This is a genomic window from Agrococcus citreus (assembly GCF_039527715.1).
In the GTDB taxonomy this organism is placed as follows: Bacteria; Actinomycetota; Actinomycetes; order Actinomycetales; family Microbacteriaceae; genus Agrococcus; species Agrococcus citreus.
In genome coordinates this window covers 119,838-145,176 of sequence record NZ_BAAAKK010000001.1, presented here as the reverse complement: position 1 = coordinate 145,176, position 25,339 = coordinate 119,838, and the positions used below count along the sequence as shown (strand labels likewise).

Genomic DNA, 25,339 nt, shown 5'->3' with positions numbered 1-25,339 from the left:
GCGCCGCGGCCCGGAACCGACGCATCCTCGGCGATATCGTGAGCACGTCGCGAACGGGCCCGAAGGAGGACACCATGCGCGTCCTCGTGGGATGGGCGGACGACTCCTCGCCGAACCTCGGCGTGCGGGCGCTCGGCGAGGGGTCGGTCGACCTGCTGCGCCGCGTGTGGCCCGAGGCGGAGTTCACGTTCATGAACTACCGGCGGCGCCCGCAGGAGATCCCGTGGGGCCGCGATCGATCGCTGCTGCGGGAGCGCGTCACGGGGCGCGCGGGCATGATGCGCTGGCTGGCGGGCTTCGACCTCGTGTGGGACACGAGGTCGGGCGACAGCTTCGCCGACCTCTACGGCCTGCCGCGCCACACGACGATGTCGCTCGTCCACGAGTTCGCGGTGCAGGCGGGCACGCCCGTCGCACTCGCGCCGCAGACGATCGGTCCCTTCCGCACGGTGCGGGGCGGCCTGCTCGCGCGACGCTCGCTGCGGCGCAGCCGCTTCGTCTTCGCGCGCGACCCCCGGAGCGCGCGCGAGGCCGCCCGCCTCGGCCGGCCGGTCGACGGCACGACGAGCGACCTCGTCTTCGGCCTCCGGCAGCCGACCGCGCGCTCGGAGCACGACGTGCTGCTCAACGTCTCGGGGCTGCTGTGGCACGGCAACGACCACGTCGACGCGACCGGCTACCGGTCCGCGGTGCGGGGCGTCATCGACGGGCTGCTCTCGGACGGCCGCGCCGTGACGCTGCTCCCCCACGTGCTCGACTCCGAGCACTCGGACGACGACGTGCCCGCGTCGCGCGCGCTCGCCGCCGAGTTCGACGGCCGGATCGGCCTCCACGTGCCGCTCGACCTGTCCGACGCGCGCGCTGCCGTCGCGGGGGCCCGGCTCGTGATCGGCGCCCGCATGCACGCGTGCCTCAACGCGCTCTCGACCGGCACGCCCGCCGTCGCGATGGCGTACTCGCGCAAGTTCGCGCCGCTCATGGACTCGATCGGGTGGCAGCACGTCGTGCAGCTCTCGGGCAGCGGCGACGTCGCCGCGGCGGTGCTCGCCCACGCGCGCGGCGAGGGGCTGGCCGACGAGGCCGTCGCCGCGCAGGAGCGCGGCCAGCGCATGCTCGATGTCGTCGTCGAGCGATTGGCCGGAGCATGACGGGCCTCGAGCGGGCGGTCGCCGACGTGCTGGCGCGCGACGCGTGCTCGGGCTGCGGGCTGTGCACCCGGCTCGACCCGTCGCTGCGCATGGCGCTCGACGCGCGCGGCTATGCGCGGCCGCGCTTCGACGGACCCTCCCGCGCGGCGCCCGGCGCGGAGGCCGTGTTCCGGCGCGGCTGCCCCGGTGTCGTCGTGCGCGCGCCCGAGACCCCGGCGGGGGCAGCGACCCATCCGCTGCTCGGGGCGCACGTCGGCATCTGGCGCGCCTGGGCGACGGATGCCGAGGTGCGGCACGCGGGCAGCAGCGGCGGTGCGCTCACCGCCCTGCACGCCTGGCTCGTCGCGAGCGGCCGCGCGGCGCGCGTGACGGGCGCCGCGATGGACGAGCGGGAGCCGCGGCGCTCCGTGCCGGTCTCGATCGTGACGCGCGAGCAGGCGCTCGCCGCCGCGGGATCGCGGTACGCGCCGGTCGCCGCGCTCGACAACGCCGATGCGCTGCGCTCCGACAGCGCGGTGTGCGGCAAGCCGTGCGAGATCTCGGCGCTCCGCCAGACCGCCGACGACCTCGTCGACGGTGAGCCTCCGCTGCTGCTCTCGTTCTTCTGCGCGGGCACCCCGAGCCAGCTCGCGACCGATTCGCTGCTCGCCGAGCTCGGCGTGCCGAGCGGGGCGCCGGTCTCGAGCCTCCGCTACCGCGGCCTCGGCTGGCCCGGCAGCTTCCGCGCGATCGCGGGCGATCGCGCCGTCTCGGTCGCCTACGAGGAGTCGTGGGGTCGCGCGCTCGGCCCCACGACCCAGTGGCGGTGCAAGGTGTGCCCCGACGGGGTCGGCGAGTCGGCCGACATCGTGTCGGCCGACGCGTGGGAGTCGGACGAGCACGGCTACCCGTCGTTCGCCGAGGGCGACGGCTCGAGCGCGCTCATCGCGCGCACGCCGCGCGGCCGGCAGACGATCCTCGACGCGCAAGCGGCTGGGGTGCTCTCGCTCGAGCCCTTCACGATGGCGGCGCTCGCCGCCGCGCAGCCGCTCCAGACCGGCAGGCGCCGGCTGCTGCGCGCGCGGCTGTGGGGCTCCGCGCTCGCCGGGCGGCGACCGCCGCGCTACCCGGGCTTCCGGCTGCTCCGGCTCACGATCGCGTCGCCGCGACTCGCGCTGCGCGTGCTGCTGGGATCCTTCCGCCGCGTGCGGCGCGACCGCCGGGAGCCGTGATGCCGTCGCCGCTCGCCCACGACGCCGCGCGCGGCGCGCTCTTCACGCTCCTCGCCCAGGGGGCGCGCATCGTGCTGCAGCTCGTGTCGGTCGTCGTGCTCGCGAGGCTGCTCACGCCGCACGACTACGGGATGCTCGCGATCGTGCTCGTGCTCGTCGGCCTCGGCGAGATCTTCCGCGACTTCGGCCTCACCTCCGCGTCGATCCAGGCACCGGAGCTCTCCAGCGGCCAGCGCGACAACCTCTTCTGGATCAACACGGCGATCGGCGCGGCGCTCGCCGCCGCCATGCTCCTCGTCGCCGCCGGGCTCGGCGCCATCACCGGCGAGCCCGAGATCGTCGGCATGGCGCAGTGGCTCTCGCTGCTGTTCCTCCTCAACGGGCTCGCGACCCAGCACCGCGCCACCCTCATGCGCGACATGCGGCTGCGGCCGCTCGCGATCGCCGACGTGAGCGCTGCCGCGATCGCGCTCGCGCTCGCGGTCGGTGCCGCGCTGCTGGGCGCGGGCTACTGGGCCCTCGTCGTGCAGCAGCTCGCCACGGGGCTCGTCGCGCTCCTCGGCGTCGTGATCGCGGGCCGGTGGGCGCCCCGGTGGTACTCGCGGACCCACCGCATCGGCACGATGGTGACGTTCGGCTGGAACCTCGTCGCGGCGAACCTCGTCCAGTACGCGGCCCGCCAGGTCGACACGGTCGTCGTGGCGAGCCGCTTCGGCACGACGTCGCTCGGCCTGTACAACCGCGCGTACCAGCTCGTGATGACGCCGCTCGGGCAGGTCCGCTCGCCCCTCCAGTCGGTCGCCCTCCCGCTGCTGTCGAGGCTCCAGCAGGACCAGCCGAGGTTCGAGTCCTACGTCGTCGCCGCGCAGCTCGCGCTCGGCTACGCCATCGGCATCCCGCTCGCGATGCTCGCGGGCCTCGCCGAGCCGGTCGTCGCGATCATGCTCGGCGACGCGTGGGCGCCGGCGGCGCCGCTGCTGCGCATGTTCGCGATCGCCGGCCTCCTCACGACGCTCTCGTACGTCGGCTACTGGGTGTACGTGGCGCGCGGCCTCGGCGCCCAGCTCGTGCGGTACACGCTCGTCACGGCCGGCATCAAGATCGTGTGCGTCGCCGTCGGCTCGTGCTTCGGGCTCATCGGGGTCGCGATCGGGTTCGCCGTGCACCCCGCGATCGCGTGGCCGGTCTCGCTCGCCTGGCTCTCGCGCATCACGCCGATGCCCACGCGGAGGCTCTACGGCGGTGCAGCGCGCATCGTCGCCGTCGCGACGCTCGCGGGCGCGGCGAGCTGGGGCGCGGGCCTCGCCGGCCGCGGGCTCGGCTCGTGGGCCGAGGTCGGCCTGGGGCTCGCGGCCGGGCTCGCGGTCGCGAGCACGGCGCTGCTGCTGCCGATCTACCGGCGCGACGCCGCCTCGCTCGCGTCGTTCGTGCGGCTCATGGTCACGCGGCGACGGCCGGCCGCGGGAGCGGCGGGACGCGCCTGAGCAGCGAAGGCTCGCGAGCGCGATCGTCGTCCATCGCCCGCCACGCCACCGCGAGCCCCGCGAAGAACCACAGCAGCACCCCGAACTGCGTGATGAGCGCCACGGCGACGAGCGCGGGGAGCTGCGCGGCGACGGCGATCGCGGCAGGGTTCGGACGTCGGATGACCCCGGCCGCGATCGCCACGAGCGCCACCGCGACGAGCGCGACCGCGACCCAGCCGAAGCGCAGCGCGATGAGCAGCAGCGTGTTGTCGACCGACTCCGAGAAGGCGCCGAGGTAGACCCCGTCGGCGAGCCTGCCCGAGAAGTCGCCGGCGCTCCCGAGCACCTGCACCTCCGACAGCAGCGACAGCTGCCCCGTCCGGTACTCGGCGCTGCCGGCGGCCTCGTCGCCCGCGTCGACGAACACGTCGCCGAGGAACGGGAGGATGACGGCGACGGCCGCGGCTCCCGCGGCGGCGATGCTCCAGCGCGCCGCGCGGCCGAGACCGGGCAGCGCCACGAGGCTGAGCGCGATCGTGAGCGCTCCGGTCACGAGCCCGATGCGGCTGAACGTGACGACGAGGGCGCCGACGACCGCGAGGAGCGCGAGGAGCGTGACCCACGTGCGCCACCGCGCGGCCAGGATGCACGCGGTCGACATCGCGAGCGCCGCCCCGAGCGCGATCGAGTGGCCGAACGCGCCCTCCGCGCGCAGGAACGGCCCGCGCACCTGCAGCGTCGACCACTGCGCGAAGCCGCCGGGGCCCGGGACGAGCGTGAAGACGTTGACGCCCGACAGGAACTCGACGATCGCGAGCACGGCCGCGACGGCCGCGATCGCCGCGATCGTGCGGACGATGAAGCGCTCGCCGACGCGCGCGAGCGCGAGGCGCCCCCACGCGTAGGGCACGATCCACTCCAGCACCGCCGTGACCGCGTGCGACAGCGAGGCGAGGCCCAGCGCGAGGAGCACGAGCACGAGCAGCGCGAACAGCGCGACGAGCGCGTCGACGGGCGCCAGCCGCAGGTCGGTGAGGTTCGCGGCGATCGCGGCGATCGTCACGAGGATGATCGCGGCCCAGAAGATGCCGGCCGTGACGCCGATCCAGATCGGCACGAGGAAGAGCACGAGCGTCCAGGCGACGAAGGTCGTCCTGGGGCTCGCGCGGAACACGAACAGGGCGACCCCGCCCGCGCAGAGCGCGAGCGGGATCAGGAGCAGCAGCGACTCGCTCAACGCTGCCCTCCGGACGCTCGGATCACGAGCACAACCTATCCGGCGCCCGGAGGGCCGGCGTCAACCGAGGTCGGTCACCCGGAAGGCGTCGACGGTGAAGACGCCCGTCGTCGTCGCCGAACCGGCCCGGTTGGCGTGCACCCCCACCGCAGCCGCCGTGCCGGGCCCTGTCGCGTCCGAGGCGGTGGCCTGCCACGCGGCCGGCTGCGGCGTGCCCGTGCGCCAGACGCTCGCCGAGATGGTCGTGGTGGTCGTGCCCGTCACCTCGACGGCGAGCGAGAACGAGTCCCCTGCCGCGCGCGTGATGCCCGGCACGGCTTGCGATCGCAGCACGGTCGAGCCGTGCTGGAGCACGAGCCAGACGGCGCCCGTGTCGCGCAGCCAGACGCGCGCGGTGTAGTTGTCGGTCGACGTCGCGCGAGCGACCACGCCGATGTACGACGAGCCGGTCGAGGGCGCCTGGTCGAGCGAGAACTGCATCGTCGTCCGCGAGTCGCGCAGCGGCGTGCCGGCGAGCACGATGTTGCGCGTCGACCCGGCGCCGAGCGTCAGCCGGCCGGTGCCGTTCGCGACGGAGGCGGGGGCCGCGGTGCCGCCCAGCATGCTCCATGCACCGCCGACGTCGGCCGTGCCCCAGCCCGACGACGCGGTCCTGCCGAAGTCGTCGGATGCGGCGAACTGCGACACGGGCGGCGGCTGCACCGTCACTTGCGCCGAGCGCGTGCCGGTCGCCCCGTCGGCGTCGCGCACGGTGAGCGTGATGGTGCGTGTGCCGGCGGTCGCGTAGCTGTGGCTCGCGATCGCTCCGGAGCCGGCGGGTGTGCCGTCGCCCCAGTTCCACGAGTACGAGACGATGCCCCCGTCGGGGTCGGTCGAGGCCGAGGCGTTCACTGCGACGCTCAAGCCGTCGACGGCGGTCGTGAACGACGCGGTGGGCGCGACGTTGGGCGCCTCGATGACGACGTCGCGGGTCACGACGCCGCTCGCGCCGCGGGAGTCGGTGACGGTGAGCGTGACCGGGTAGGTGCCGGGGGCGGCGTAGGTGTGGCTCGGCGAGACGCCGGTGCCCGCGGGGGTGCCGTCCCCGAAGCTCCACGAGTACGACGCGACGGTCGCCCCGGCGCCGATGGACGAGCCGGAGGCGTCGAAGCTCGCCTGCGAGCCCGAGACCGTCGACGTGAACGCTGCGGTGGGCGCGACCTGCCCCTTGCCGAGCGCGTAGTGCGCGGCGATCCGCCCGCTCGGCAGCGCCGAGCCGTAGACGGCCACCTCGTCGATCGCACCGCTGAACCACTGCGACGTCGGCTGGTTCGGCCATCCGCCGAGGCTGTCGCCGCCGACGCGCCAGTAGCCCGAGTAGGCCTGCGCCCCGATCGCCGTCGTGTCCTGCGCGACCCGCACGCCGTCGACGTGGAGCGCGATGCCGCCGGCACCGGCGGTCGCGACGACGTGGTGCCACTGGCCGTCGTTGTACGAGGCCGTCGACGAGACGGTCCGCGCGACGCCGGGGTAGACGCCGAAGGTCAGCCGGCCGTCGTTCTGCATGTAGATGTGGCGGTCGTAGCTGCCCGACGACCCCGTCTGCGAGCTGCCGAAGCCCAGCAGCTTGCCGCCGCGGGTCGTCGTCGTGCTGAACCACAGCTCGGTCGAGAACTCGGGCGAGACCGTCGTGCTCGCGCCGGAGGAGACGCGGCCAGACGTCGTGCCGTTGAAGGCCGACGCGTTCGCCCCGGTGACGCCGGGCACGGCGCCGGGCGTCCGGACGGTGGCGCCGCTGCCGAAGACGGGCGCGTTCCCGCCGCCCCAGTCGGCCCGGATGCTGCCGAGCGGGTAGTACAGCGATGCGCTGTCGTCGAGCACGGCATCCGCGTAGGCGGACGACGACCCGCTCGCGACCGTCACGGTCGCCGATTGGCTCGTGACCGCGTTGCCGTTCGCGTCGACGACGCGCACGGAGTAGCTGTGGCTGCTGCCGGGCATGAGCCCGGTGTCGTCGAAGGTCACGAGCGGCTGCGACCACCAGCTCGACGCGACGGTCTGCGAGGCGATGACGCCCGTCGTGCCGACGCGACGCAGCTCGTAGGTCAGGTCTCGGTCGTCGCGATCCCAGTTGGCGCGGATGGCGACGCGCACGCGACCCGCCACGACCGAGGATGCGGTCGGCGCGCCCCAGGTCGCGGCCGCGATCCGGGGGCCCTGCTTCGCTCCTCCGGGCGGCGCGGTCGAGAACCGCACGATGCCCTCGTAGCGCTGGTTGTTGACGCTGCCGAACTCGCCGGCGACGGAGAGGAACTCGCCGTTGCCGGTCATCGACAGCCCGGCCTGGTTGAGGCCCGAGGTGCGGCCGACCGTGAAGTCCGGGTACCACGCGTACGGCTCGGGCGCGGGCGTGCCGCTCCAGTCCTTGTAGCTGACGCCCGCCGACGGCGTGCGCGTGAGCGTCCCCTCCGCCGTCGCCGAGAAGGCCTCGACGTAGCGGTAGGTGCGCGGGCTCAGCTCGGGCGCGAGGCCGGCGGTGTCGCACGCGTGCGTGTGGCTCGTCGCGTAGACGACCTCTCCGGTCGAGTACACGCCGTAGTGGTCGCCGTGGCAGTCGGCGACCCAGCGGATGGCGCCGGTCCCCGCCTCCGCGGCGAAGACGCCCTCGAGGTTGCCGACCTCGGCGTTGGCGAAGACCCAGCCGGTGCCGTACACGCCGTTCGCGTCGGTCGCGAGGGCGAAGATGCCTGCCTTGCCGGCGTTCGCCCCCGAGCCCCAGCCGTTCACGACGGTGCGCGGCGCGAGCCAGCTCGTGTCGAGCGCGCCCGAGACCGGGTGGATGGCGGCGAGGCCGCGCTGGACGACGCCGTTGGTGACGGAGAATCGGCCGCCGACGATCACGTGCGCGCCGCCGGGCTCGATCACGAGCGCATCGCCCTGCCGGTCGAGCGTCGGCGCCCACGGCCGCAGCGCGCCGTTCGCGGTCGCGAACGCCGCGAGGTTCTGGCGCGCCACGCCGTTGGCCTGCGAGAAGAGGCCCGTGACGTAGACGGCGTCGCCGGTCACGGCCATGCCGTAGACGCCGCTGCCGCCGATCGAGGCGTTGAAGCCGGGCACAAGGGCACCGGTGACGGGGTCGAGGGCCGCGACGTTGAACCTCGACTGGCCGTTCACCGAGGTGAAGGAGCCGCCGATGTAGAGGCGCGACCCGTCGGGCGACGCCGCGACGGCGCGGATGGGCCCGTTCACCTGCGGGGCGAACGACGACAGGTTCCCCGTGCGGATGTCGAAGGAGAGGATGTTGCTGCGCGGCGTCAGGCTCGTGCCAGGAGCGGCGAGCGGGGCGCGCGCGTTGGCGAAGCCGCCCGCCGCGTAGACGGTGCTGCCGATCATCGTCTGCGCCCAGACGTAGCCGTTGTCGATCTGCACCGTGGGGAGCGGATCGGCGGTGACGACCGCCGGCGTGCGCTGCTGCAGGGAGACGGGACCCGTCCCCGCCGCGGATGCGACGGTGAGGCCTGCGGCGAGCATCGCACCGGTGGCGACCACGGCCATCCCGGCGAGGAGGGCGGACCGCAGCGGGCGGCGAGCGTGCATGGTGAGCTCCATCTGTCAGGAGGGTGAGCCGGTGAAGACCGCGACGGGTTCGCCCGCGGCATAGTTGACGGTGACGGTGACCTCGCGGCCGGCGGCCGGGTCGAGCATGAAGACGTACCTCGCCGAGGCGGTCGCCCCGGGTGCGATGACGCCGACGAACGGCGAGGGATCGCCGGCGGTCGTGCCCACGCCGGGGACGCCGTCCGCGGTCGCGACCATCACGACGGCGGAGTCCACCGAGCGCGGCGCGTCGGAGTCGTTGCGAGCGGCGACCGTCACGACGACCGCGGGCCCGGAGATCTCGCCCGGCGTCTCGGCCTCCACCTCGATCGGCTCGACCGAGACGACCTCGACGACCATGCCGGTGTCGAACGCGACCTGCTCGTCGAGCCGGGCGGCGGTCGAGGGCAGCGGCGCGGCCTCGAGCGGACCGTCGGTCGCTTCCGCTGCCGCGCCCGGCGGGGGCACCATCGAGCCGCTCGGCGCGGGCTCGGGGGCGGCGGGATCGGTGGGCGCCGCCTCGGTCGTCGCGGGGTCGGTCGCCGAGCCGGTCGCCTGCGGCTGCGCCGCGGTGCTCGACGGCTGCGCCGCGTCGGGTGCGGTGCACGCGGTCATCCCGAGCGCGACGACCGCCGCGAGGGCTGCCGTCGCGAGCGCGCGAGGCACGATCGCTCGCCGCCCGATCTCCTGCGATTCCACGCCGCTCCAGTCCTGTCCAGCAGCCATCCCACGCCGTCGGCGAGCGGCCTGCGGCCTGCGGATGCACTCCCTCGAGCGTATCCGTAACAGTGTTACCCTGAGGCACCCTTCTCGCTCAAGATTTGCCGCAGCGGCGTCGCCGCTCTGACTCGTGGAGCACGAATGCGCATCCTGTTCGACGGCTACTGGTGGCAGCGCGGCCCCGCCGCGAACCGCGCCGTGCAGCGCGAGCTCATCCTGGCGTGGGCCCGGGCGCATCCCGACGACGATCTCGTCGTGGCGCTGCCGGTCGGCGCCGACGCCGCGGGCCTGCCGCCCGGGGCCGAGGTCGCGCGGTCGCGCGTGTGGCCGCACGCGGCCTCGAACCACTGGGAGCTGCCGGTGCTCGCGCGACGGTCGCGCGTCGACGTGACCGTCTGCCACAACTACGCGCCGGCATCCGGCGACGCGCTCGTGTTCGTCCACGACGTGATGTTCGAGGAGCACCCCGAGTGGTTCTCGAGGGCCGAGCGGCTGTACTTCCAGCCGATGCTGCCGTGGGCGACGCGCGCGGCCGCGGTGGCGACGTCGAGCCGGACCGAGGCCGAGCGGATGCTCCGGCACGCTCCCGCGCTCGCGAGCCCGGTCGTGACGGGGCTGGGCGTGCGGCCGGCGCTCGACGGGCCGCGCGAGCGCCCCGCGGCGGTGCCCGAGCACGGCGAGTTCGCCGTCACGGTCGGGCGGCTCAACGTGCGCAAGAACCTCGAGACGGTCATGCTCGCCGCCGCGCGCTCGGAGCGGATCACCCCGCGCACGCCGCTCTACGTCGTCGGCACCGCGGCCCACTCCGGGGTCGTCTCGAGCATCCCCGCTCGCGCGCGACCCCTGCTCGAGGACGGCCGCATCGTGATGCTCGGCGCCGTGCCCGATGCCCAGCTCGCGTGGCTCTACGCGAACGCCTCGCTGACCGTGTCGCTGAGCCTCGACGAGGGGTTCGGCATGCCGTCGGTCGAGGCCGCGCACTTCTCGTCGCCGCTGCTCGTGAGCGACATCCCCGTCTTCCGCGAGACCGTCGGCGACTGCGCGACCTTCGTCGAGCCGCTCGACGAGCGCGCGGCCGCTCGCGCGCTCGACGCGACGTGGGGTGCGCGACCCGCGCGCTCGCCCAGCACCGATCGCTACAGCTGGGACGCAGCGGCCCGGGCGCTCGCGGCAGCGGTGCGCTGAGCGCAGTCCGCCGCCGCCCCGACCTCAGCTCGCGCGCCGCGTGCCGATGAGGGCCGCGAGCGCCCGCGCCGACTCCTCGACGTCGCGCACCGTCCGACGATGCGACGCGGTGCGCGCCCCGTGGCCGTCGACGATGTCGAGCGGGTCGGGCGGTCGGCGGCGCCACGGCGGCCGCGGCGGCGCCACCGGCAGCTGGCGCAGCCCTCGGCTGCCGTCGATGTGCGCCCAGAAGCTGTCGACCGCGTCGGCGCCGCGCTCGTCGACGGCGCCCGCATCGACGCCGCGCTCGAAGCCCGCGCCGAGCCACACCGCCTCGCGCAGCGTGAAGACCCTGCGGCGGCACTCGGGCGCCGCAGCGACGACGGCGGCGCGGATCGCGCGGGATGCGGTGAGCACGAGCGTCGCGGCCTCGACCTCGCGCGACTCGAGCCGGCGCGAGCGGTGCGCCGACGCGAGCGCTCGCCACCGCGGGTCGCCCTGCACCGCGAGCACCCCTCGGCAGAGCTGCTGATCCGCCGCGGCGCTGACCCCGGCGCTCGCGACGCTGATGCGCTCGAACCCGGGCATCGCCGCGAACGCTTGCCGCAGCGTCAGCTCGGCCATCGGCGACCGGCACACGTTGGCGGCGCAGACGACCAGGATCGCGCCCGAGCGATGGTCGTTCATCGCGACCTCGACGCGGCGACGCGCGTCGTGCCGCGCCGCGCGCGCCGATCGTCGCGCACGATCCGCCGGCCGTCGCGCAGCCCGCGCACGAGCGCTCGCCACGGACGCACGGAGCGGACGAGCTGGCGGCGGCCGCCGCGCAGCAGCACGCGGTAGCCGACGCGCGCCGCGGAGCGCTGCCATCGACGCACCCCCTCGTCGTCGAGGTGCTTGACCGCGTAGAGGAGCCGATTGCGGATGTTCCAGTAGTAGTACAGCTCCGACTTCGCCCGGCCGCCGGCCGCTCGCGCCTGGGTGCCGCCCGCGTCATGGACGGCGGTCGCGTCGACGAGCGCGAGCGTCCCCCCGAGCTCGAGCACGCGGTGCGAGAGGTCGATGTCCTCCCAGTAGAGGAAGAACGACTCGTCGAAGCCGCCGAGCCGCTCCCACAGCGCGGCCGAGATCGCGAAGCACGCGCCCGTCGCCCACGCTCGCCGCTCGGCGCCGGCGAACCGCGGCCGGGCGCGCGCGCCTCGCGTCTCGCCGTCGTCGAGGTACAGGTCGGCGCCCTCGAACCACGGCGACCCGTCGGCGCCGACGATCCTGGGCGACGCGAGCAGCAGCGGGTCGGCTGCCGCGGCGCCGACGAGCGCGTCGAGCGACGCGGCGTCGATCGACGCATCCGGGTTGAGCGCCACGACGACGCGCGCGCCGAGCTCGATCGCCCGCGCCGCCCCGGCGTTCATGCCCCCGCCGAAGCCGGCGTTCTCGTCGAGCAGCACCGCGTGCCAGCCGCGCGCAGCCGCGAGCGACCGCACCCGCTCCCGCTCGTCGAGCCCGCTGAAGCAGTCGACGACGACGACCGTCGCGGCCCCGAGCTCGAGGCTCGCGAGGTTGCGGTGCAGCAGCCCGCTCGACCCGAAGCTCACCACGACGACCGCGAACGGCGACGACGGCGCCTCGGCGGGCTCCGGACCGGTCATCGCGCGGCAGCGTCGATCGCGCGGATCTCGCGGAACCAGCGCACGGCCGCGAGGACGAGGAACGCCGCGTTCGCGAGCGCGAGCGCGGCGTAGGCCCACAGGAATCCCGTCGTCGAGCCCCAGAGCGCGAAGACGAGGCACAGCACGCCGTAGTCGGTCGGCAGCAGCAGCAGCGAGCGCCCGGCGGTCCCGCCGCCGCGGGCGTGGGTCGATGGCACGCCCGACTTGCCCTTCAGCAGGTCGTTGAGCAGCATGCCGAAGAACGTGACGACGCCGACGATCGAGAACGCGATCGGCACGAGCAGCCACGCGGAGTCGCGCAGCGGCGTGTGCAGCCAGAGCGCGACGAGCACGGCGAGGTGCAGCGAGGCGATCTTGATCGCGTCGACGAAGTGGTCGAGCCACTCCCCCGCGAGGCTGCCGCCGCCGCGCAGCCGGGCGACCTGCCCGTCGGCCGAGTCCCACGCGTAGCCGAGCGCGAGCAGCACCGCGACGAGCAGCCCGACCCACCACTGCGCAGGCAGCGCGACCAGCAGGGCGATCGCGGCGAAGGTGTGGAGGGCGCTCACCGCCGTGACGCGGTTGGGGGTCCAGCCCCAGCGGAACGCGGCGGTCGCGAGCACGCGGCCGATCCTGCGGTTCACGTAGACGGAGTAGGCCGGCGCGCCCCGCGCGTGGCCCTTCTGGGCCGCCGCGAGGCGCCGGTGCACGTCCGCGAACGAGTCCGACACCTGCATCACCTCGTCGCCTCCAGTCGACCAGCGCCCTTCCGGGGTCGCCGGACGCGGTCGTCGCCGAGTCTAGGTCGCCGCGCCCGCCGTCGCGCAAGGTGCAGACTGTCGAGCATGAGGAACCGGCGCGGCGAGCAGCGACCGATCCGCGTGATGCAGTCGTTCGGGCGCCCGAGGCCGACGACGAATCCGTACATCCACATGCTCGACGAGGCGCTCGCCGGCACGCCCGGCATCGAGCACCTGCGCTTCGACCGGCGTCGCGCGCTGCTCGGTCGCTACGACGCCCTGCAGCTGCACTGGCCCGAGACGCTCTTCGGCGGATCCACCCCCTCGCGCGCCCTCGCGCGGCGCGCGTTCGCCCTCGCGCTGCGCGCTCGCCTCACGATCACGCCGGTCGCGGTGCTGCGCACGGTGCACAACCTCGAGCCGCACTCGTCGTCGACGCCGTGGGAGCGGCGCTACCTCGCGTGGCTCGAGCGGCGGACCGACCATCGCATCGTGCTGCAGGAGCGCACGACGGTGCCGCCCGGCGCCCCGACCACGCTCATCCGCCACGGGCACTACCGGGACTGGTTCGCGTCGGCGCCCGCGACCCCGGCGACGCCCGGCGTGCTGGGCTTCGTCGGGCTCGTGCGCCCGTACAAGGGGGTGGAGGAGCTGCTCGACGCCTTCGCGACGACCCGCGACTCGTCGCCGCAGCTGCGGCTGCGCGTCGCCGGCAGGCCGACGAGCGCGGCGCTCGAGCGAGAGCTCCGCGGCCGCGCCGAGCGCGACCCGAGGGTCGAGCTCGACCTGCGCCACCTCCCGGATGCGGCATTCGCGAACGCTGTCATGCGAGCGTCCGGCGTGGTGCTACCGTACCGAGCCATGCACAACTCCGGCAGCGCGCTGGCGGCGCTCTCGCTCGACCGCCCCGTGCTCGTGCCGCGCTCCGACGCCACCGAGGCGCTCGCGAGCGAGGTGGGTCCGGGCTGGGTCTCGACCTTCGACGGCCCGCTCACGGGCGACGACCTCGAGCGGTTCGCCGCGAGCGTCTCGACCCCGCCGGCCGCGCCGCCCGAGCTCGGTGATCGAGGCTGGGACGGCGTCGGTGCGGCGCACCGGTCGGCCTTCGTCGCCGCCGTCGAGCGTCGCAGGCGAAGGGCGCGGGCATGACGGCCGAGGCCGCTCCCGCGGTGCTCATCGCGATCCCCACGTTCCGGCGCGCGGAGCTGCTCCCCGAGCTCGTCGAGGTCGTGCGGCGCGAGGCGAACGCGATCGAGCCGCCCTCGCGCATCCTGCTCGTCGACAACGATCCCGACCGCTCCGCCGAGGCGACGGCCACTGCGCTCGGCGTCGGCTACCGCCACGAGCCGGTCCCGGGCATCGCCGCGGCGCGGCAGTCCGCGCTCGACGCGGCGCTCGACCACGAGCTCGTCGTCATGATCGACGACGACCTCGTGCCCGAGCCCGGCTGGCTCGAGGGCCTCGTCGCCGTCTGGATGCAGCACCGGCCCGCCGTCGTGATGGGCTACGTGCGCTACGTGTGGCCCGAGGGCACCGATCCGTGGATCGCCGGCGGCGGCTTCCTGCGCCGCACCCGAGTGCCGAGCGGCGAACGGCTCGACGGCCTCAAGACCGGCAACGTGCTCGTCGATGCGGCGCAGGTGCGCGCGCTCGGCGTGCGGTTCGACGTCTCGCTCGGGCTCTCGGGCGGATCGGACGTGCAGTTCGGCCGCGACGTCATCGCGAGCGGCGGCGAGATCGTCGCGTCGGCCGAGTCGGTCGCGCGCGACGACATCGCGGCCTCGCGCACGACGCGCGCGTTCGTGCGCCGACGCGCGATCTGCCAGGGGCAGGTGCGCGCCCGGCTCTACACGCGCGCCGACAGCAGCGCGTCACGGCTCGCGAAGCGCGCCGGCTTCCTGGTCGGCGGGCTCGTGCGGGTGCCGGCGTTCGCGGCCGGCGAGACGCTCGCGCGCGTGCGCGGCGACGTCCCGGCGAGCGCGACGTACCGGCGGCGGCGCTGGTTCGCGCAGGGTCGCATCCTGGGCGCCATCGGCCTCGACGAGTTCGAGTACGCGCGCCCCGCCGGTTGAACCGGGGCGCCGCGCGCGCCGTCGTGCTCCCCGTGCGCTAGCATCCGTAACAGTGTTCGTGAACGGAGGGCTGGCATGGTGCGACGCATCGGCTACGCGGCGGGCGCCTTCGACCTGTTCCACATCGGGCACCTCAACGTGCTCCGCCACGCGCGGGAGCAGTGCGACGTGCTCATCGCCGGCGTCGTGAGCGACGAGATGCTGCGGCAGATCAAGGGCATCGAGCCCGTCGTGCCGACGCTCGAGCGCGTCGAGATCGTGCGCGCCGTCCGCTGGGTCGACGACGTGCACGTCGAGACGGTGCCCGACAAGCTCGACACGTGGCGCGAGGTCGGCTTCACCCACTTCTTCAAGGGCGACGACTGGCGCGGCACCGAGCTCGGACTGCGGCTCGAGCGCGAGTTCGCCGAGGTCGGCGTCGAGGTCGTCTACCTGCCGTACACGGCGCACACCTCGAGCACCGCGCTGCGGCGCGCGCTCGCGCAGCTCGGCGACGCCGGCCCGCAGTCGCGCATCGCCACCTAGGGTCGCGACGCGAGGAAGCTGTAGACCTCGGTCTCGTCCACTCCCGGGAACGCCCCGGGAGGGAGCGCCGCGAGCAGGTGCGAGTGGGCCCGAGCGCTCGGCCACGCCTGCCCCGCCCACGCCGCGGCGAGCTCGGACGGCGGCGTGCGGCAGCACGAGGGGTCGGGGCAGCGCGACACCGAGCGCTCCTTCGTCGCCCTGCCGCGGAACCACTTCGCCTGCGAGAACGGCACGCCGATCGAGAGCGAGAACTCTCCCGTCGCGCTCCGCTCGGTCATCGCCGTGCACCAGAAGGTCCCGGCCGGCGTCTCGGTGTACTGCTCGAACGCGTTGACCTTGTCGGCGACGTCGAAGACCTCGCGGCTCGTCCAGCGCTTGCACACGGGCTGCCCCTCGATCGCGCCGGTGTGGTCGGCCGGGAAGGTCACGCCGTCGTTCTCGTAGGCCTTGTAGATGATCCCGGACTCGTGCACCTTCTGGAAGTGCAGCGGGATGCCCAGGTGCACCGTCGCGAGGTTCGTGAGCCGGTGCGCCGCCGTCTCGTACGAGACCGCGAACGCGTCGCGCAGGTCCTCGATCGCGAGCTGCCGCTCGGCCTTCGCGGCGGCGAGGAAGTCGACGGCGGCGCGCTCCGGCATGAGCAGGGCGGCGGCGAAGTAGTTCGTCTCGATCCGCTGCCGCAGGAAGCCGCCGTAGTCGGCGGGCACCGCGTGGCCGAGCACGTGGTGCCCGAGCGCCTGCAGCAGCACCGACCGCGGATCGTGGTCGATGCGGCTCGAGCGCGAGAGGTAGATGCGCTTGCGCTTGAGATCGGTGACCGAGCGGGTCGAGTGCGGCAGGTCGCCGACGTGGTGCACGGTGAAGCCGAGCCGCTCCGTGATCGCGGCGATGAGGTGCTGCGACAGCGGTCCCGACTGGTAGCCGACGCGCGCGAGCATCGCTGCCGCCTCGGCCTCGATCTCGGGGAAGTGGTTGTCGCGCGCCCGCATCTCGGCGCGCAGCTGCGTGTTCGCGCGCCGCGCCTCCTCGGGCGTCGCGACGCGCTCCTCCGCGGCGCGGTCGAGCTCGTCGACGAGCGCGAGCATCGTCTCGAGCACGTCGTCGGGCGTGCGCGGCGAGATGCGCATCCTCGGCAGCTGCTTCTGCTGCCACGTCGACGACTGCATGGCGCGCTCGAGCCGCAGCTCGAGCTCGGCGCGGCGCGAGGGCGGCTCGGTGCCCGTCAGCCGCTCGAGCGTGACGCCGTAGAGGGATGCGAGCTGCTGCAGCTGCGAGAAGCGCGCCTCCCGCTTGCCCGTCTCGACCCCCGAGAGCTGCGACGGCGCGAGCCCGATCGCCGCGTGCACCGCGTCGAGCGTGAGCCCGGCCGCCTTGCGCGCATGCCGCAGCGACTTCCCGAGCTGCAGCGCGTCGACGCGCGGCGGCTCGGGGGCTGACCGCGCCGGTCGATCCCAGGAGGGCGTGGAGGTGCGCTGGCTCGGCATGCGAGCACCATACGCCATTCCTGCGCATCCTGGCAGGAATGCAGATCTTCACCCGCTGACTCTCGCGCGCCGCGTCCTTCCTGCCCGCACAGTGGGTGCAGACCCACCGGAACCGCCCGAAGCGGTGCAGCACAGGAGGACACGATGACCGAGCAGCCGATGACCGAGCAGCCCATGACCGACGCGCGGGGCACCGCGATGGCGACCGAGGCAGCAGAGCTCGAGCTCGAGTGGGCGGCCGACGCCCGCTGGAGCGGCATCGCCCGCGACTACAGCGCCGCCGACGTCGTCCGGCTCCGCGGCTCCGTCGTCGAGGAGCACACCCTCGCCCGTCGCGGCGCCGAGCGCCTCTTCGAGCGCCTGCACGCCGACGAGACGCCGGTCCGCGCCCTCGGCGCGCTGACCGGCAACCAGGCCGTGCAGCAGGTGCGCGCCGGACTCGAGGCGATCTACCTCTCGGGCTGGCAGGTCGCGGCCGACGCCAACCTGTCGGGCCAGACCTACCCCGACCAGTCGCTCTACCCCGCGAACTCCGTGCCCGCGGTCGTGCGTCGCATCAACAACGCGCTGCAGCGCGCCGACCAGATCGAGCGCAGCGAGGGCACCCCGACCGTCGCGGATTGGCTCGCCCCCATCGTCGCGGATGCCGAGGCGGGCTTCGGCGGACCGCTCAACGCGTTCGAGCTCATGCGCAGCATGATCGTCGCGGGCGCCGCGGGCGTGCACTGGGAGGACCAGCTCGCCTCCGAGAAGAAGTGCGGCCACCTGGGCGGCAAGGTGCTCATCCCGACGCAGCAGCACGTCCGCACGCTCAACGCCGCGCGCCTCGCCGCCGACGTCGAGCGCACGCCGAGCGTCATCATCGCCCGCACCGACGCCGAGGCGGCGACGCTGCTCACGAGCGACGTCGACGAGCGCGACCGCCCCTTCGTCACGGGCGAGCGCACGGCCGAGGGCTTCTACGAGGTCCGGAACGGCATCGAGCCGTGCATCGCCCGCGGCCGCGCGTACGCCCCGTACGCCGACCTGCTCTGGATGGAGACCGGCAAGCCCGACCTCGAGGTCGCCCGCGCCTTCGCCGAGGGCGTCAAGAGCGAGTTCCCCGACCAGCTGCTCGCCTACAACTGCTCGCCGTCGTTCAACTGGAAGAAGCACCTCGACGACGATCAGATCGCCTCGTTCCAGCGCGAGCTGGGCGCGATGGGCTACCGGTTCCAGTTCATCACCCTGGCCGGCTTCCACGCGCTCAACCACTCGATGTTCGACCTCGCGAAGGGCTACGCCGACGAGCACATGACGGCCTACGTCGACCTGCAGGAGCGCGAGTTCGCCTCGGAGGCGCAGGGCTACACGGCGACGAAGCACCAGCGCGAGGTCGGCACCGGCTGGTTCGACCTCGTCGCGACCGCGCTCAACCCCACCTCGGGCACGCTCGCGCTCGCGGGCTCCACCGAGTCCGAGCAGTTCCACTGAGCCGTAGCACCACTGAGCAGCACCACCACTGAGCACTGAGATCCGACAGAGACACGAAGGAGGAGAGATCATGGACGACCGCATCCGCATCACCGATACCGCCGAGGGCCAGGACCGCGTCCTCACCGACGAGGCCATGGCCTTCCTGCTCCAGCTGCACGACCGCTTCGAGGCGAGCCGGCAGCAGCTGCTGCAGATCCGCCGCAAGCGCCGCGCGGCGTTCGCCGACGGCGACTCGCCGCGCTTCCTCGAGTCGACCCGGCGCATCCGCGAGGACGGCAGTTGGCGCGTCGCGCCGCCGGCCCCCGGCCTCGAGGACCGCCGCGTCGAGATCACCGGACCGATCGAGCGCAAGATGACGATCAACGCCCTCAACTCGGGCGCGAAGGTCTGGCTCGCCGATTGCGAGGACGCGTCGAGCCCGCTCTGGCGCAACGTCATCGCGAGCCAGGTCAACCTGCAGGACGCGATCCGCGAGCGGATCGCCTTCACGAGCCCGCAGGGCAAGGACTACCGCGTCACGGCGGCCGAGACGCCGACGATCGTCGTGCGGCCGCGCGGGTGGCACCTCGACGAGCACCGCATCCTCGTCGACGGCGTGCCGATGTCGGGCGCGCTCGTCGACTTCGGGCTGCACGTGTTCCACAACGCCGACGAGCTCATCGCCCGTGGCCGCGGCCCGTACTTCTACCTGCCGAAGCTCGAGAGCCACACCGAGGCGCGGCTGTGGAACGAGGTCTTCGTCGTGGCGCAGCACCTGCTCGTCATCCCGCAGGGCACCATCCGCGCGACGGTGCTCATCGAGACGATCACCGCGGCGTTCGAGATGGAGGAGATCCTCTTCGAGCTGCGCGAGCACTCGGCGGGGCTCAACGCCGGGCGCTGGGACTACCTGTTCTCGATGATCAAGGCGTTCCGGCTGCGCGGCCCCGAGTTCGTGCTGCCCGACCGCTCGCAGCTGACGATGACCGCGCCGTTCATGCGCGCCTACACCGAGCAGCTCGTGCGGGCGTGCCACCGTCGCGGGGCGCACGCGATCGGCGGGATGGCCGCGTTCGTGCCGAGCGCGAAGGATCCGGTCGCGACCGAGCGGGCGCTCGCCGCCGTCGCCGCCGACAAGGCGCGCGAGGCCGGCGACGGCTTCGACGGCTCGTGGGTCGCGCATCCGGGGCTCGTCGCGACGTGCCGCGAGGCGTTCGACGCCGTGCTCGGTGCGCAGCCGAACCAGCTCGGCCGCAGCCGGGAGGATGTGCCGGTCGACGGCGCAGCGCTCATCGACCTGTCGACGACGCCCGGCGAGATCACCGAGCAGGGCCTGCGCTCGAACATCGAGATCGGCATCCGCTACATGGAGGCGTGGCTGCGCGGGCACGGCGCCGTCGCGATCCACTCGCTCATGGAGGACGCGGCGACGGCCGAGATCTCGCGCTCGCAGGTCTGGCAGTGGATCCACAACGAGTCGACCACGTCGGACGGCCGCATCGTCACGCGCGACCGGTGCCTCGCGCTCGTCGACGACCTGCGCGCCGGCTTCGACCTCGCTCCCGGGAACCGCTTCCGCGAGGCGATCGCGCTCTTCCGTGAGATCGCGCTCGAGGAGACCTACCCGGCGTTCCTCACGCTCGCGGGCACGGAGCGCTACCTGGGCGACGGCATCGAGCGGCCGACGACCGGCTCCATCCCGGTGCAGGACGCGCCCGAGCGGCTCATCCCGCTCGACCAGCCCGTCGAGGGCGAGCCGGAGCGCGCCGCGGCCTGACGCCGACAGCGCAGAGGCGGGCGGGCTCCATCACGGAGCCCGCCCGCCTCTCGTCGGTCGGTGGAGCGTCAGGCGTGCTGGTCGCGCGCCGCCCGGAGGCTCTCGAGCAGCTTCGCCCGCAGCTCCTCGGGGGCTCGGTCGCGGCACGCGCCCTGGAGCGCCGCGGTGAGCATCTCGCCCACGTGGTGCTCGGCGGAGCACTCCTCGCAGGTCGCGAGGTGCGCGCGCACGTCAGCGGCGTCCTCGGCGCACAGCTCGTTGTGCAGGAACTCCTCGAGCGCGGCACGCGCCTCGGTGCAGTCCTTCTTGGCCTCGAGAGTCTCGCTCACGGCTTCTTCTCCTTCGCGGGTTCGTCCTGCACGGCGATCCCCTGTTCTCTGGCGTAGTCGGCGAGCAGGCCGCGCAGCAGCTTGCGGCCGCGGTGCAAGCGGCTCATGACGGTGCCGACCGGCGACTCCATGACCTCGGCGGTCTCGGCGTAGCTGAGCCCCTCGACGTCGACCCAGTAGACGGCCATGCGGAAGTCCACCGGCACCTGCTGGAGCGCATCCTTGACGATGCCGGACGGCATGCGGTGGATGGCCTCCGCCTCGGCGCTGCGCGACGAGGTGGCGGTGAACGACTCGGCGTCGCCGATCTGCCAATCCTCGAGGTCGTCGAGCGGGGCCTCGAAGGGACGGCGCTGCTGCTTGCGGTACGTGTTGATGTAGGTGTTGGTCTGGATCCGGTACAGCCAGGCGCGCAGGTTCGTGCCCTGCTTGAAGCTGCCGTACGCGGCGTAGGCCTTGAGCAGGGTCTCCTGCACGAGGTCGGCGGCATCGGAGGGGTTGCGCGTCATGCGCATCGCGGCGCCGTAGAGCTGGTCGGCGTACTGCATGGCCTGCTCGGCGAAGTCGTCGCGCTTCGCGGCGTCGGTCTGGTCGCTTGTCATCGCCGGTGAGTCTAGTGTCGCGCCCGGCGTCGCGGTCGGAGGGGCGACGGCGGGAGCCACGGGCGCGGGAGCGCTCGACAGCGTCATGATGGGCACTGGCACCTCCTCGGCTCGCTCGCTGACCGATAGATTGCAACCGATGCCCGCTTCAGATCATTCCCGCCCGTGGACCGCGCCGACCGCGCACGCGCGCCTCGACGCCCGCGTGCAGCTGCCGGGCTCGAAGAGCCTCACCAATCGGGCGCTGCTGCTCGCCGCGCTCGCCGACGGCCCCAGCACGCTGCACCGACCGCTGCGCAGCCGCGATGCCGCGATCATGATCGCGGGCCTGCGCGCGCTCGGCGCCGACATCCGGGAGGCGCCCGGCGACGGACAGTTCGGCCCCGACCTCGTCATCGAACCGGGCCCCATCACCGGCGGCACGGCGATCGACTGCGGCCTCGCCGGCACCGCCATGCGGTTCCTGCCGATCGTCGCGGCGCTCGGCGACGGCCCGGTCGCCTTCGACGGCGACCCGCACGCGCGCGAGCGGCCCATGGACCAGACGATCGCGGCGCTCCGCGGGCTCGGCGTCGAGGTCGACGCGGCGGATGCGCGCCTGCCCTTCGTCGTGCACGGCGCAGGCGCCGTGCGCGGCGGTGAGCTGACGATCGACGCGAGCGCGTCGAGCCAGTTCGTCTCCGCACTGCTGCTGACCGCCGCGCGCTTCGACGAGGGCCTGACGCTGCACCACCGCGGCGCGCGCCTCCCCTCCCTCCCCCACATCGAGATGACGCTCGCCGCGCTGCGACAGCGCGGGGTCGAGGCGCACGCGACGGGTGAGGCGTCGTGGCGCGTCGAGCCGGGGCCGATCGCGCCGCTCGACGAGCAGATCGAGCCCGACCTCTCGAACGCGGCGCCGTTCCTCGCGGCGGTCGTCGCCGTCGGCGGCCGCGTCGTGCTCGACGGCTGGCCGGCGAGCACCACGCAGGTCGGGCGCCTGCTGCCCGAGCTGCTCGCCCCCTTCGGCGCGACCTCGTCGGTCGCCGACGGCGCGCTCACGGTCGAGGCCGTCGGCGGAGCGATCCCCGGTGCGACGCTCGACATGCACGCGGCCGGCGAGCTCGCACCCACGATCGTCGCGCTCGGCGCCCTCGCGTCGGCGCCCGTCGAGGTGACGGGCATCGGCCACATCCGCGGTCACGAGACCGACCGCATCCGCGCGCTCGTCGACGACATCGCGGCGCTCGGTGGCACGGCCGTCGCGCTGCCCGACGGCATCCGCGTCGAGCCGGCACCGCTCGCCGGCGGCGCGTGGCGCGCGTTCGACGACCACCGCATCGCGACCGCGGGTGCCGTGATCGGCCTGCGCGTGCCCGGCGTCGAGGTCGACGACATCGGCGCGACAGCCAAGACCATCCCCGAGTTCCCCGAGCTGTGGGCGGCGATGCTCGCATGAGCTGGCTGAGCGACTACGAGGAGCCGTACGAGCAGTACGACGAGTCGAGCGTGCGCGAGCGCCCGAACCCCAAGGCGAACCGGCCGCGCTCGAAGCAGCGGCCGGAGCACGAGAGCGCGATCACCGGCATCGTGACCGCGGTCGACCGCGGGCGCTACACGCTCGCGGTGCGGCTCGGCGAGGGCGACGAGGCGATCGTCACCGCCGCACGGGCTCGCGAGCTGCGCAAGCAGTCGATCGTCGCGGGCGACCGCGTCGACGTCGTCGGGGATGCGACGGGCGAGACGGGCACGCTCGCCCGCATCGTGCGCATCCAGCCGCGCACGACCGTGCTGCGTCGCTCGGCCGACGACACCGACGTCATCGAGCGCGTCATCGTCGCGAACGCCGACCTCATGCTCATGGTCGTGGCGGCCGCCGACCCGGAGCCGAGGCCGCGGCTCGTCGACCGGTACCTCGTCGCCGCGCTCGACGCCGGCATCACCCCGATCATGGTGCTGACGAAGACCGACCTCGCCGATCCCGAGCCGTTCCTCGCGCTCTTCGAGGGCCTCGACATCGAGGTGTGGCGGTCGTCGATCGACGACCCGCCCGTGGAGGCGCTGCGCGAGCGGCTCGACGGGCACACGACCGTCGCCGTCGGCCACTCGGGCGTGGGCAAGTCGACGCTCGTCAACGCGCTCGTGCCGAGCGCCATGCGCGCGGTCGGGCACGTGAACGCCGTCACGGGCCGCGGCCGGCACACGTCGTCGTCGACGGTGTCGTTCAAGCTCGGCGACGGCTGGATCATCGACACGCCGGGCGTGCGCTCCTTCGGGCTCGGCCACGTCGCGACCGCCAACGTGCTGCGCGGGTTCCCCGACCTCGCGGCCGTCGCCGACGACTGCCCGCGCGGCTGCACGCACCTCGCCGACGAGGAGTACTGCGAGCTCGCGGCCGCGGCGGCCGACGGCCGGCTCGCGCCGCGCCGCGTCGAGTCGATGCAGCGGCTGCTCGGCACGCTCGTCGCGATCCGGGAGCAGCGGCACCAGGAGTAGTGACCGACGACCGGCACCTGCCGGGCGGTCGCCGCGCGCCGTACCCTGGAGCCGTGACCCGCTACGACGACGACCTCGACCTGGCGCTGCGGATGGCCGACGCCGCCGACGCGATCTCCATGGCGCGCTTCCGCGCGCACGACCTCGCCGTGACGACCAAGGCCGACACCACGCACGTGACGGATGCCGACCGCGCGGTCGAGCAGCGCATCCGCGACATGCTGCAGGCCGAGCGTCCCGACGACGCGATCTTCGGCGAGGAGTTCGGCTCCACGGGCGACGCCGAGCGGCAGTGGATCATCGACCCGATCGACGGCACGGCGCACTACTTGCGGGGTGCGCCGATCTGGGCCACGCTCATCGCCCTCGTCGTCGATCACCACCCGGTCGTCGGCGTCGTCTCGGCGCCTGCGCTCGGCGGTCGCTGGTGGGCGGCGCAGGGGCAGGGCGCGTGGACCGACGTCGCGAAGCCGCGGCAGATCCACGTCTCGAAGGTGCGGGAGCTGTCGGATGCGGTGCTCTCGTACAACGCGATCCAGGGCTGGGACGGGGCCGGCCGGATCGACGACCTCGTCGCGCTGCAGCGCGACGTCTGGCGCGCGCGCTCCTACGGCGACGCCTGGAGCTACATGCTGCTCGCCGAGGGCACGATCGACGCGGTCGCCGAGTTCGACCTCAAGCCCTACGACATGGCGGCGCTCGTGCCCGTGATCGAGGAGGCGGGCGGCACCTTCACGTCGATCGGCGGCCAGCTGGGTCCCTGGCACGGCTCGGCGCTCGCCTCGAACGGCGCGCTGCACGAGCAGCTGCTCTCCAGGCTCGCGCGCTGACCCCTAGCCGCCCGCGGCGACGGCCTCGAGCTCGGCGATGTCGATCTTGCGCATCTGCATGAGCGCGCCCGAGACCGCGCCCGCGTGCGGGCCCTCCATGAGCTCCATGAAGCGGCGCGGCACGACCTGCCACGAGAGCCCGAAGCGGTCCTTGCACCAGCCGCACACCGACTCCTGGCCGCCGTCGGCCGTGAGCGCCTCCCAGAGCCGGTCGACCTCGTCCTGCCCGTCGACGATGAGCACGATCGAGAACGCCTCGGTGAGCGGGAACTCGGGGCCGCCGTTGAGCAGCTGGTAGGGCACCCCGGCGAGCGTGAAGTCGACGGTGAGCGCCGCTCCGGGATCGGGGCCCGGGAAGGCGCTGTCATCGGGATAGCGGGAGACCGCCCCGAGCTCGGAACCGGGCACGAGCGACACGTAGAACTGCGCCGCCTCCTCGATCCTGCCGTCGAACCAGATGCAGCTGCGCACGTCCATGCCGGTCATCATGCCTCGCGCGTCGGTGCCGCGCTAGCGTGGATCCATGCGCGACATCTCCCCGGCCGAGGTCCATGACCGCCCGATCGTCGACGTCCGAGAGCCGAGCGAGTGGCAGCAGGGGCACGTCGACGGCGCGATCCACATCCCGATGGGCGAGGTCGTCGAGCGGCTCGCCGAGGTGCCTGACGGCGCTGCCGTCATCTGCCGCTCGGGCGCCCGCAGCGCGAGGGTCGTGGCCTACCTCGAGCGGCAGGGGCTCGATGCGGTGAACGTCGCGGGCGGCACCCTCGCCTGGGCGGCCGAGGGCCGCCCGATGGTCGGCTCGGTCGCCTGAGCGACGACCACACTGCCGAGCCCACGACCACGCAGCGCCCACGACCACGCAGCGGCGCCCCCGGA

The 25,339-nt window shown here is 73.9% G+C and carries 23 protein-coding genes; 13 read left to right on the top strand and 10 right to left on the bottom strand.

Going from position 1 to position 25,339, the window contains the following annotated elements:
• The first annotated feature begins 74 nt into the window (after positions 1-74).
• Genes ABD106_RS00715 through ABD106_RS00705 form a run of 3 tightly spaced genes read left to right on the top strand, consistent with a single transcriptional unit; the run spans position 75 to position 3,843 of the window.
• The gene (locus tag ABD106_RS00715; RefSeq protein WP_343916331.1) at positions 75-1,148 is read left to right on the top strand and encodes a polysaccharide pyruvyl transferase family protein; all 1,074 of its coding nucleotides are present in this window, start codon (positions 75-77) and stop codon (positions 1,146-1,148) included.
• Positions 1,145-2,359 carry a Coenzyme F420 hydrogenase/dehydrogenase, beta subunit C-terminal domain gene (locus ABD106_RS00710; RefSeq protein ID WP_343916329.1) on the top strand — a complete coding sequence of 405 codons (1,215 nt, stop codon included), beginning with the start codon at positions 1,145-1,147 and terminating at the stop codon, positions 2,357-2,359. Before ABD106_RS00715 ends, ABD106_RS00710 begins: the two co-directional genes overlap by 4 nt.
• Positions 2,359-3,843, top strand: coding sequence for a lipopolysaccharide biosynthesis protein (locus tag ABD106_RS00705; RefSeq protein WP_343916326.1), 1,485 nt, complete (start codon positions 2,359-2,361; stop codon positions 3,841-3,843). Before ABD106_RS00710 ends, ABD106_RS00705 begins: the two co-directional genes overlap by 1 nt.
• Here the strand turns inward: ABD106_RS00705 and ABD106_RS00700 are convergent.
• From ABD106_RS00700 to ABD106_RS00690, 3 genes are read right to left on the bottom strand one after another with little or no spacing between them, the layout of a single operon-like run.
• Positions 3,800-5,062, bottom strand: a complete 1,263-nt coding sequence (locus ABD106_RS00700) for a hypothetical protein (protein WP_343916324.1) — start codon at positions 5,060-5,062, stop codon at positions 3,800-3,802. The genes ABD106_RS00705 and ABD106_RS00700 overlap by 44 nt on opposite strands.
• 60 nt (positions 5,063-5,122) lie before the next feature.
• Positions 5,123-8,638 carry a PKD domain-containing protein gene (locus ABD106_RS00695; protein ID WP_343916322.1) on the bottom strand — a complete coding sequence of 1,172 codons (3,516 nt, stop codon included), beginning with the start codon at positions 8,636-8,638 and terminating at the stop codon, positions 5,123-5,125.
• Positions 8,639-8,653: 15 nt separating this feature from the next.
• Complete coding sequence (locus ABD106_RS00690; RefSeq protein ID WP_343916320.1) at positions 8,654-9,337, bottom strand: hypothetical protein; 684 nt, start codon at positions 9,335-9,337, stop codon at positions 8,654-8,656.
• 162 nt (positions 9,338-9,499) lie between these two features.
• Between ABD106_RS00690 and ABD106_RS00685 the strand changes: the two genes are divergently transcribed.
• On the top strand, positions 9,500-10,543 hold the full coding sequence (locus tag ABD106_RS00685; protein WP_343916318.1) for a glycosyltransferase family 4 protein: 1,044 nt from the start codon (positions 9,500-9,502) through the stop codon (positions 10,541-10,543).
• Between the two features lie 24 nt (positions 10,544-10,567).
• On the opposite strand, the gene ABD106_RS00680 is transcribed toward ABD106_RS00685, so the two are convergent.
• Genes ABD106_RS00680 through ABD106_RS00670 form a run of 3 tightly spaced genes read right to left on the bottom strand, consistent with a single transcriptional unit; the run spans position 10,568 to position 12,908 of the window.
• A complete protein-coding gene (locus ABD106_RS00680; protein ID WP_343916316.1) occupies positions 10,568-11,209 on the bottom strand; it encodes an arsenate reductase/protein-tyrosine-phosphatase family protein in 642 nt (213 codons plus the stop codon).
• Entirely contained in the window at positions 11,206-12,171 is a 966-nt protein-coding gene (locus tag ABD106_RS00675; protein WP_343916314.1) for a glycosyltransferase family 2 protein, read from the bottom strand. The genes ABD106_RS00680 and ABD106_RS00675 overlap by 4 nt, the downstream gene beginning before the upstream one ends.
• A complete protein-coding gene (locus ABD106_RS00670; RefSeq protein WP_343916312.1) occupies positions 12,168-12,908 on the bottom strand; it encodes a CDP-alcohol phosphatidyltransferase family protein in 741 nt (246 codons plus the stop codon). Before ABD106_RS00670 ends, ABD106_RS00675 begins: the two co-directional genes overlap by 4 nt.
• Before the next feature lie 108 nt (positions 12,909-13,016).
• On the opposite strand from ABD106_RS00670, the gene ABD106_RS00665 reads away from it, so the two are divergent.
• From ABD106_RS00665 to ABD106_RS00655, 3 genes are all read left to right on the top strand, one after another.
• Complete coding sequence (locus tag ABD106_RS00665; protein ID WP_343916310.1) at positions 13,017-14,060, top strand: glycosyltransferase; 1,044 nt, start codon at positions 13,017-13,019, stop codon at positions 14,058-14,060.
• Positions 14,057-14,983, top strand: a complete 927-nt coding sequence (locus tag ABD106_RS00660) for a glycosyltransferase (protein WP_343916308.1) — start codon at positions 14,057-14,059, stop codon at positions 14,981-14,983. Before ABD106_RS00665 ends, ABD106_RS00660 begins: the two co-directional genes overlap by 4 nt.
• Positions 14,984-15,058: 75 nt before the next feature.
• A complete protein-coding gene (locus ABD106_RS00655) occupies positions 15,059-15,508 on the top strand; it encodes an FAD synthase family protein (protein ID WP_343916306.1) in 450 nt (149 codons plus the stop codon).
• On the opposite strand, the gene ABD106_RS00650 is transcribed toward ABD106_RS00655, so the two are convergent.
• A complete protein-coding gene (locus ABD106_RS00650; protein ID WP_343916304.1) occupies positions 15,505-16,992 on the bottom strand; it encodes a helix-turn-helix domain-containing protein in 1,488 nt (495 codons plus the stop codon). The genes ABD106_RS00655 and ABD106_RS00650 overlap by 4 nt on opposite strands.
• Before the next feature lie 198 nt (positions 16,993-17,190).
• Between ABD106_RS00650 and aceA the strand changes: the two genes are divergently transcribed.
• Together aceA and aceB are read left to right on the top strand one after the other, a co-directional pair.
• Positions 17,191-18,465: an isocitrate lyase gene (aceA, locus tag ABD106_RS00645; RefSeq protein WP_425545713.1), complete on the top strand. Its 1,275-nt coding sequence runs from the start codon at positions 17,191-17,193 to the stop codon at positions 18,463-18,465.
• 70 nt (positions 18,466-18,535) lie between these two features.
• Positions 18,536-20,224: a malate synthase A gene (aceB, locus tag ABD106_RS00640; RefSeq protein ID WP_343916302.1), complete on the top strand. Its 1,689-nt coding sequence runs from the start codon at positions 18,536-18,538 to the stop codon at positions 20,222-20,224.
• 68 nt (positions 20,225-20,292) lie between these two features.
• Here aceB and ABD106_RS00635 read toward each other — a convergent pair whose 3' ends face one another.
• Together ABD106_RS00635 and ABD106_RS00630 are read right to left on the bottom strand one after the other, a co-directional pair.
• Positions 20,293-20,553, bottom strand: coding sequence for a zf-HC2 domain-containing protein (locus ABD106_RS00635; RefSeq protein WP_343916300.1), 261 nt, complete (start codon positions 20,551-20,553; stop codon positions 20,293-20,295).
• Positions 20,550-21,155 (bottom strand): sigma-70 family RNA polymerase sigma factor, encoded by a 606-nt coding sequence (locus tag ABD106_RS00630; protein ID WP_343916298.1) that lies wholly within the window; start codon positions 21,153-21,155, stop codon positions 20,550-20,552. The genes ABD106_RS00635 and ABD106_RS00630 overlap by 4 nt, the downstream gene beginning before the upstream one ends.
• Positions 21,156-21,294: 139 nt before the next feature.
• Here ABD106_RS00630 and aroA point away from each other — a divergent pair, with 139 nt between their 5' ends.
• From aroA to ABD106_RS00615, 3 genes are all read left to right on the top strand, one after another.
• A complete protein-coding gene (gene aroA / locus ABD106_RS00625) occupies positions 21,295-22,593 on the top strand; it encodes a 3-phosphoshikimate 1-carboxyvinyltransferase (RefSeq protein WP_343916296.1) in 1,299 nt (432 codons plus the stop codon).
• Positions 22,590-23,630 (top strand): ribosome small subunit-dependent GTPase A, encoded by a 1,041-nt coding sequence (gene rsgA / locus ABD106_RS00620; RefSeq protein WP_343916294.1) that lies wholly within the window; start codon positions 22,590-22,592, stop codon positions 23,628-23,630. The genes aroA and rsgA overlap by 4 nt, the downstream gene beginning before the upstream one ends.
• Before the next feature lie 92 nt (positions 23,631-23,722).
• Positions 23,723-24,460: an inositol monophosphatase family protein gene (locus ABD106_RS00615; RefSeq protein WP_343917826.1), complete on the top strand. Its 738-nt coding sequence runs from the start codon at positions 23,723-23,725 to the stop codon at positions 24,458-24,460.
• A 3-nt stretch (positions 24,461-24,463) separates the two neighbouring features.
• Here the strand turns inward: ABD106_RS00615 and ABD106_RS00610 are convergent, their stop codons facing one another.
• The gene (locus tag ABD106_RS00610) at positions 24,464-24,937 is read right to left on the bottom strand and encodes a VOC family protein (RefSeq protein ID WP_343916292.1); all 474 of its coding nucleotides are present in this window, start codon (positions 24,935-24,937) and stop codon (positions 24,464-24,466) included.
• Between the two features lie 46 nt (positions 24,938-24,983).
• On the opposite strand from ABD106_RS00610, the gene ABD106_RS00605 reads away from it, so the two are divergent.
• Positions 24,984-25,274: a rhodanese-like domain-containing protein gene (locus tag ABD106_RS00605; RefSeq protein WP_343916290.1), complete on the top strand. Its 291-nt coding sequence runs from the start codon at positions 24,984-24,986 to the stop codon at positions 25,272-25,274.
• Positions 25,275-25,339: the final 65 nt, after the last annotated feature.

Bases quoted from the DNA above. Each gene is read 5' to 3' on its own strand.
- ABD106_RS00615 (WP_343917826.1), top strand. From the start codon at position 23,723: ATGGCCGACGCCGCCGACGCGATCTCCATGGCGCGCTTCCGCGCGCAC.
- aroA (WP_343916296.1), top strand. From the start codon at position 21,295: ATGCCCGCTTCAGATCATTCCCGCCCGTGGACCGCGCCGACCGCGCAC.
- ABD106_RS00670 (WP_343916312.1), bottom strand. From the start codon at position 12,908: ATGCAGGTGTCGGACTCGTTCGCGGACGTGCACCGGCGCCTCGCGGCG.
- ABD106_RS00715 (WP_343916331.1), top strand. From the start codon at position 75: ATGCGCGTCCTCGTGGGATGGGCGGACGACTCCTCGCCGAACCTCGGC.
- rsgA (WP_343916294.1), top strand. From the start codon at position 22,590: ATGAGCTGGCTGAGCGACTACGAGGAGCCGTACGAGCAGTACGACGAG.
- ABD106_RS00655 (WP_343916306.1), top strand. From the start codon at position 15,059: ATGGTGCGACGCATCGGCTACGCGGCGGGCGCCTTCGACCTGTTCCAC.
- ABD106_RS00710 (WP_343916329.1), top strand. From the start codon at position 1,145: ATGACGGGCCTCGAGCGGGCGGTCGCCGACGTGCTGGCGCGCGACGCG.
- aceA (WP_425545713.1), top strand. From the start codon at position 17,191: ATGGCGACCGAGGCAGCAGAGCTCGAGCTCGAGTGGGCGGCCGACGCC.
- ABD106_RS00675 (WP_343916314.1), bottom strand. From the start codon at position 12,171: ATGACCGGTCCGGAGCCCGCCGAGGCGCCGTCGTCGCCGTTCGCGGTC.
- ABD106_RS00660 (WP_343916308.1), top strand. From the start codon at position 14,057: ATGACGGCCGAGGCCGCTCCCGCGGTGCTCATCGCGATCCCCACGTTC.
- ABD106_RS00650 (WP_343916304.1), bottom strand. From the start codon at position 16,992: ATGCCGAGCCAGCGCACCTCCACGCCCTCCTGGGATCGACCGGCGCGG.
- ABD106_RS00630 (WP_343916298.1), bottom strand. From the start codon at position 21,155: ATGACAAGCGACCAGACCGACGCCGCGAAGCGCGACGACTTCGCCGAG.
- ABD106_RS00665 (WP_343916310.1), top strand. From the start codon at position 13,017: ATGAGGAACCGGCGCGGCGAGCAGCGACCGATCCGCGTGATGCAGTCG.
- aceB (WP_343916302.1), top strand. From the start codon at position 18,536: ATGGACGACCGCATCCGCATCACCGATACCGCCGAGGGCCAGGACCGC.
- ABD106_RS00605 (WP_343916290.1), top strand. From the start codon at position 24,984: ATGCGCGACATCTCCCCGGCCGAGGTCCATGACCGCCCGATCGTCGAC.
- ABD106_RS00610 (WP_343916292.1), bottom strand. From the start codon at position 24,937: ATGGACGTGCGCAGCTGCATCTGGTTCGACGGCAGGATCGAGGAGGCG.
- ABD106_RS00685 (WP_343916318.1), top strand. From the start codon at position 9,500: ATGCGCATCCTGTTCGACGGCTACTGGTGGCAGCGCGGCCCCGCCGCG.
- ABD106_RS00680 (WP_343916316.1), bottom strand. From the start codon at position 11,209: ATGAACGACCATCGCTCGGGCGCGATCCTGGTCGTCTGCGCCGCCAAC.
- ABD106_RS00695 (WP_343916322.1), bottom strand. From the start codon at position 8,638: ATGCACGCTCGCCGCCCGCTGCGGTCCGCCCTCCTCGCCGGGATGGCC.
- ABD106_RS00705 (WP_343916326.1), top strand. From the start codon at position 2,359: ATGCCGTCGCCGCTCGCCCACGACGCCGCGCGCGGCGCGCTCTTCACG.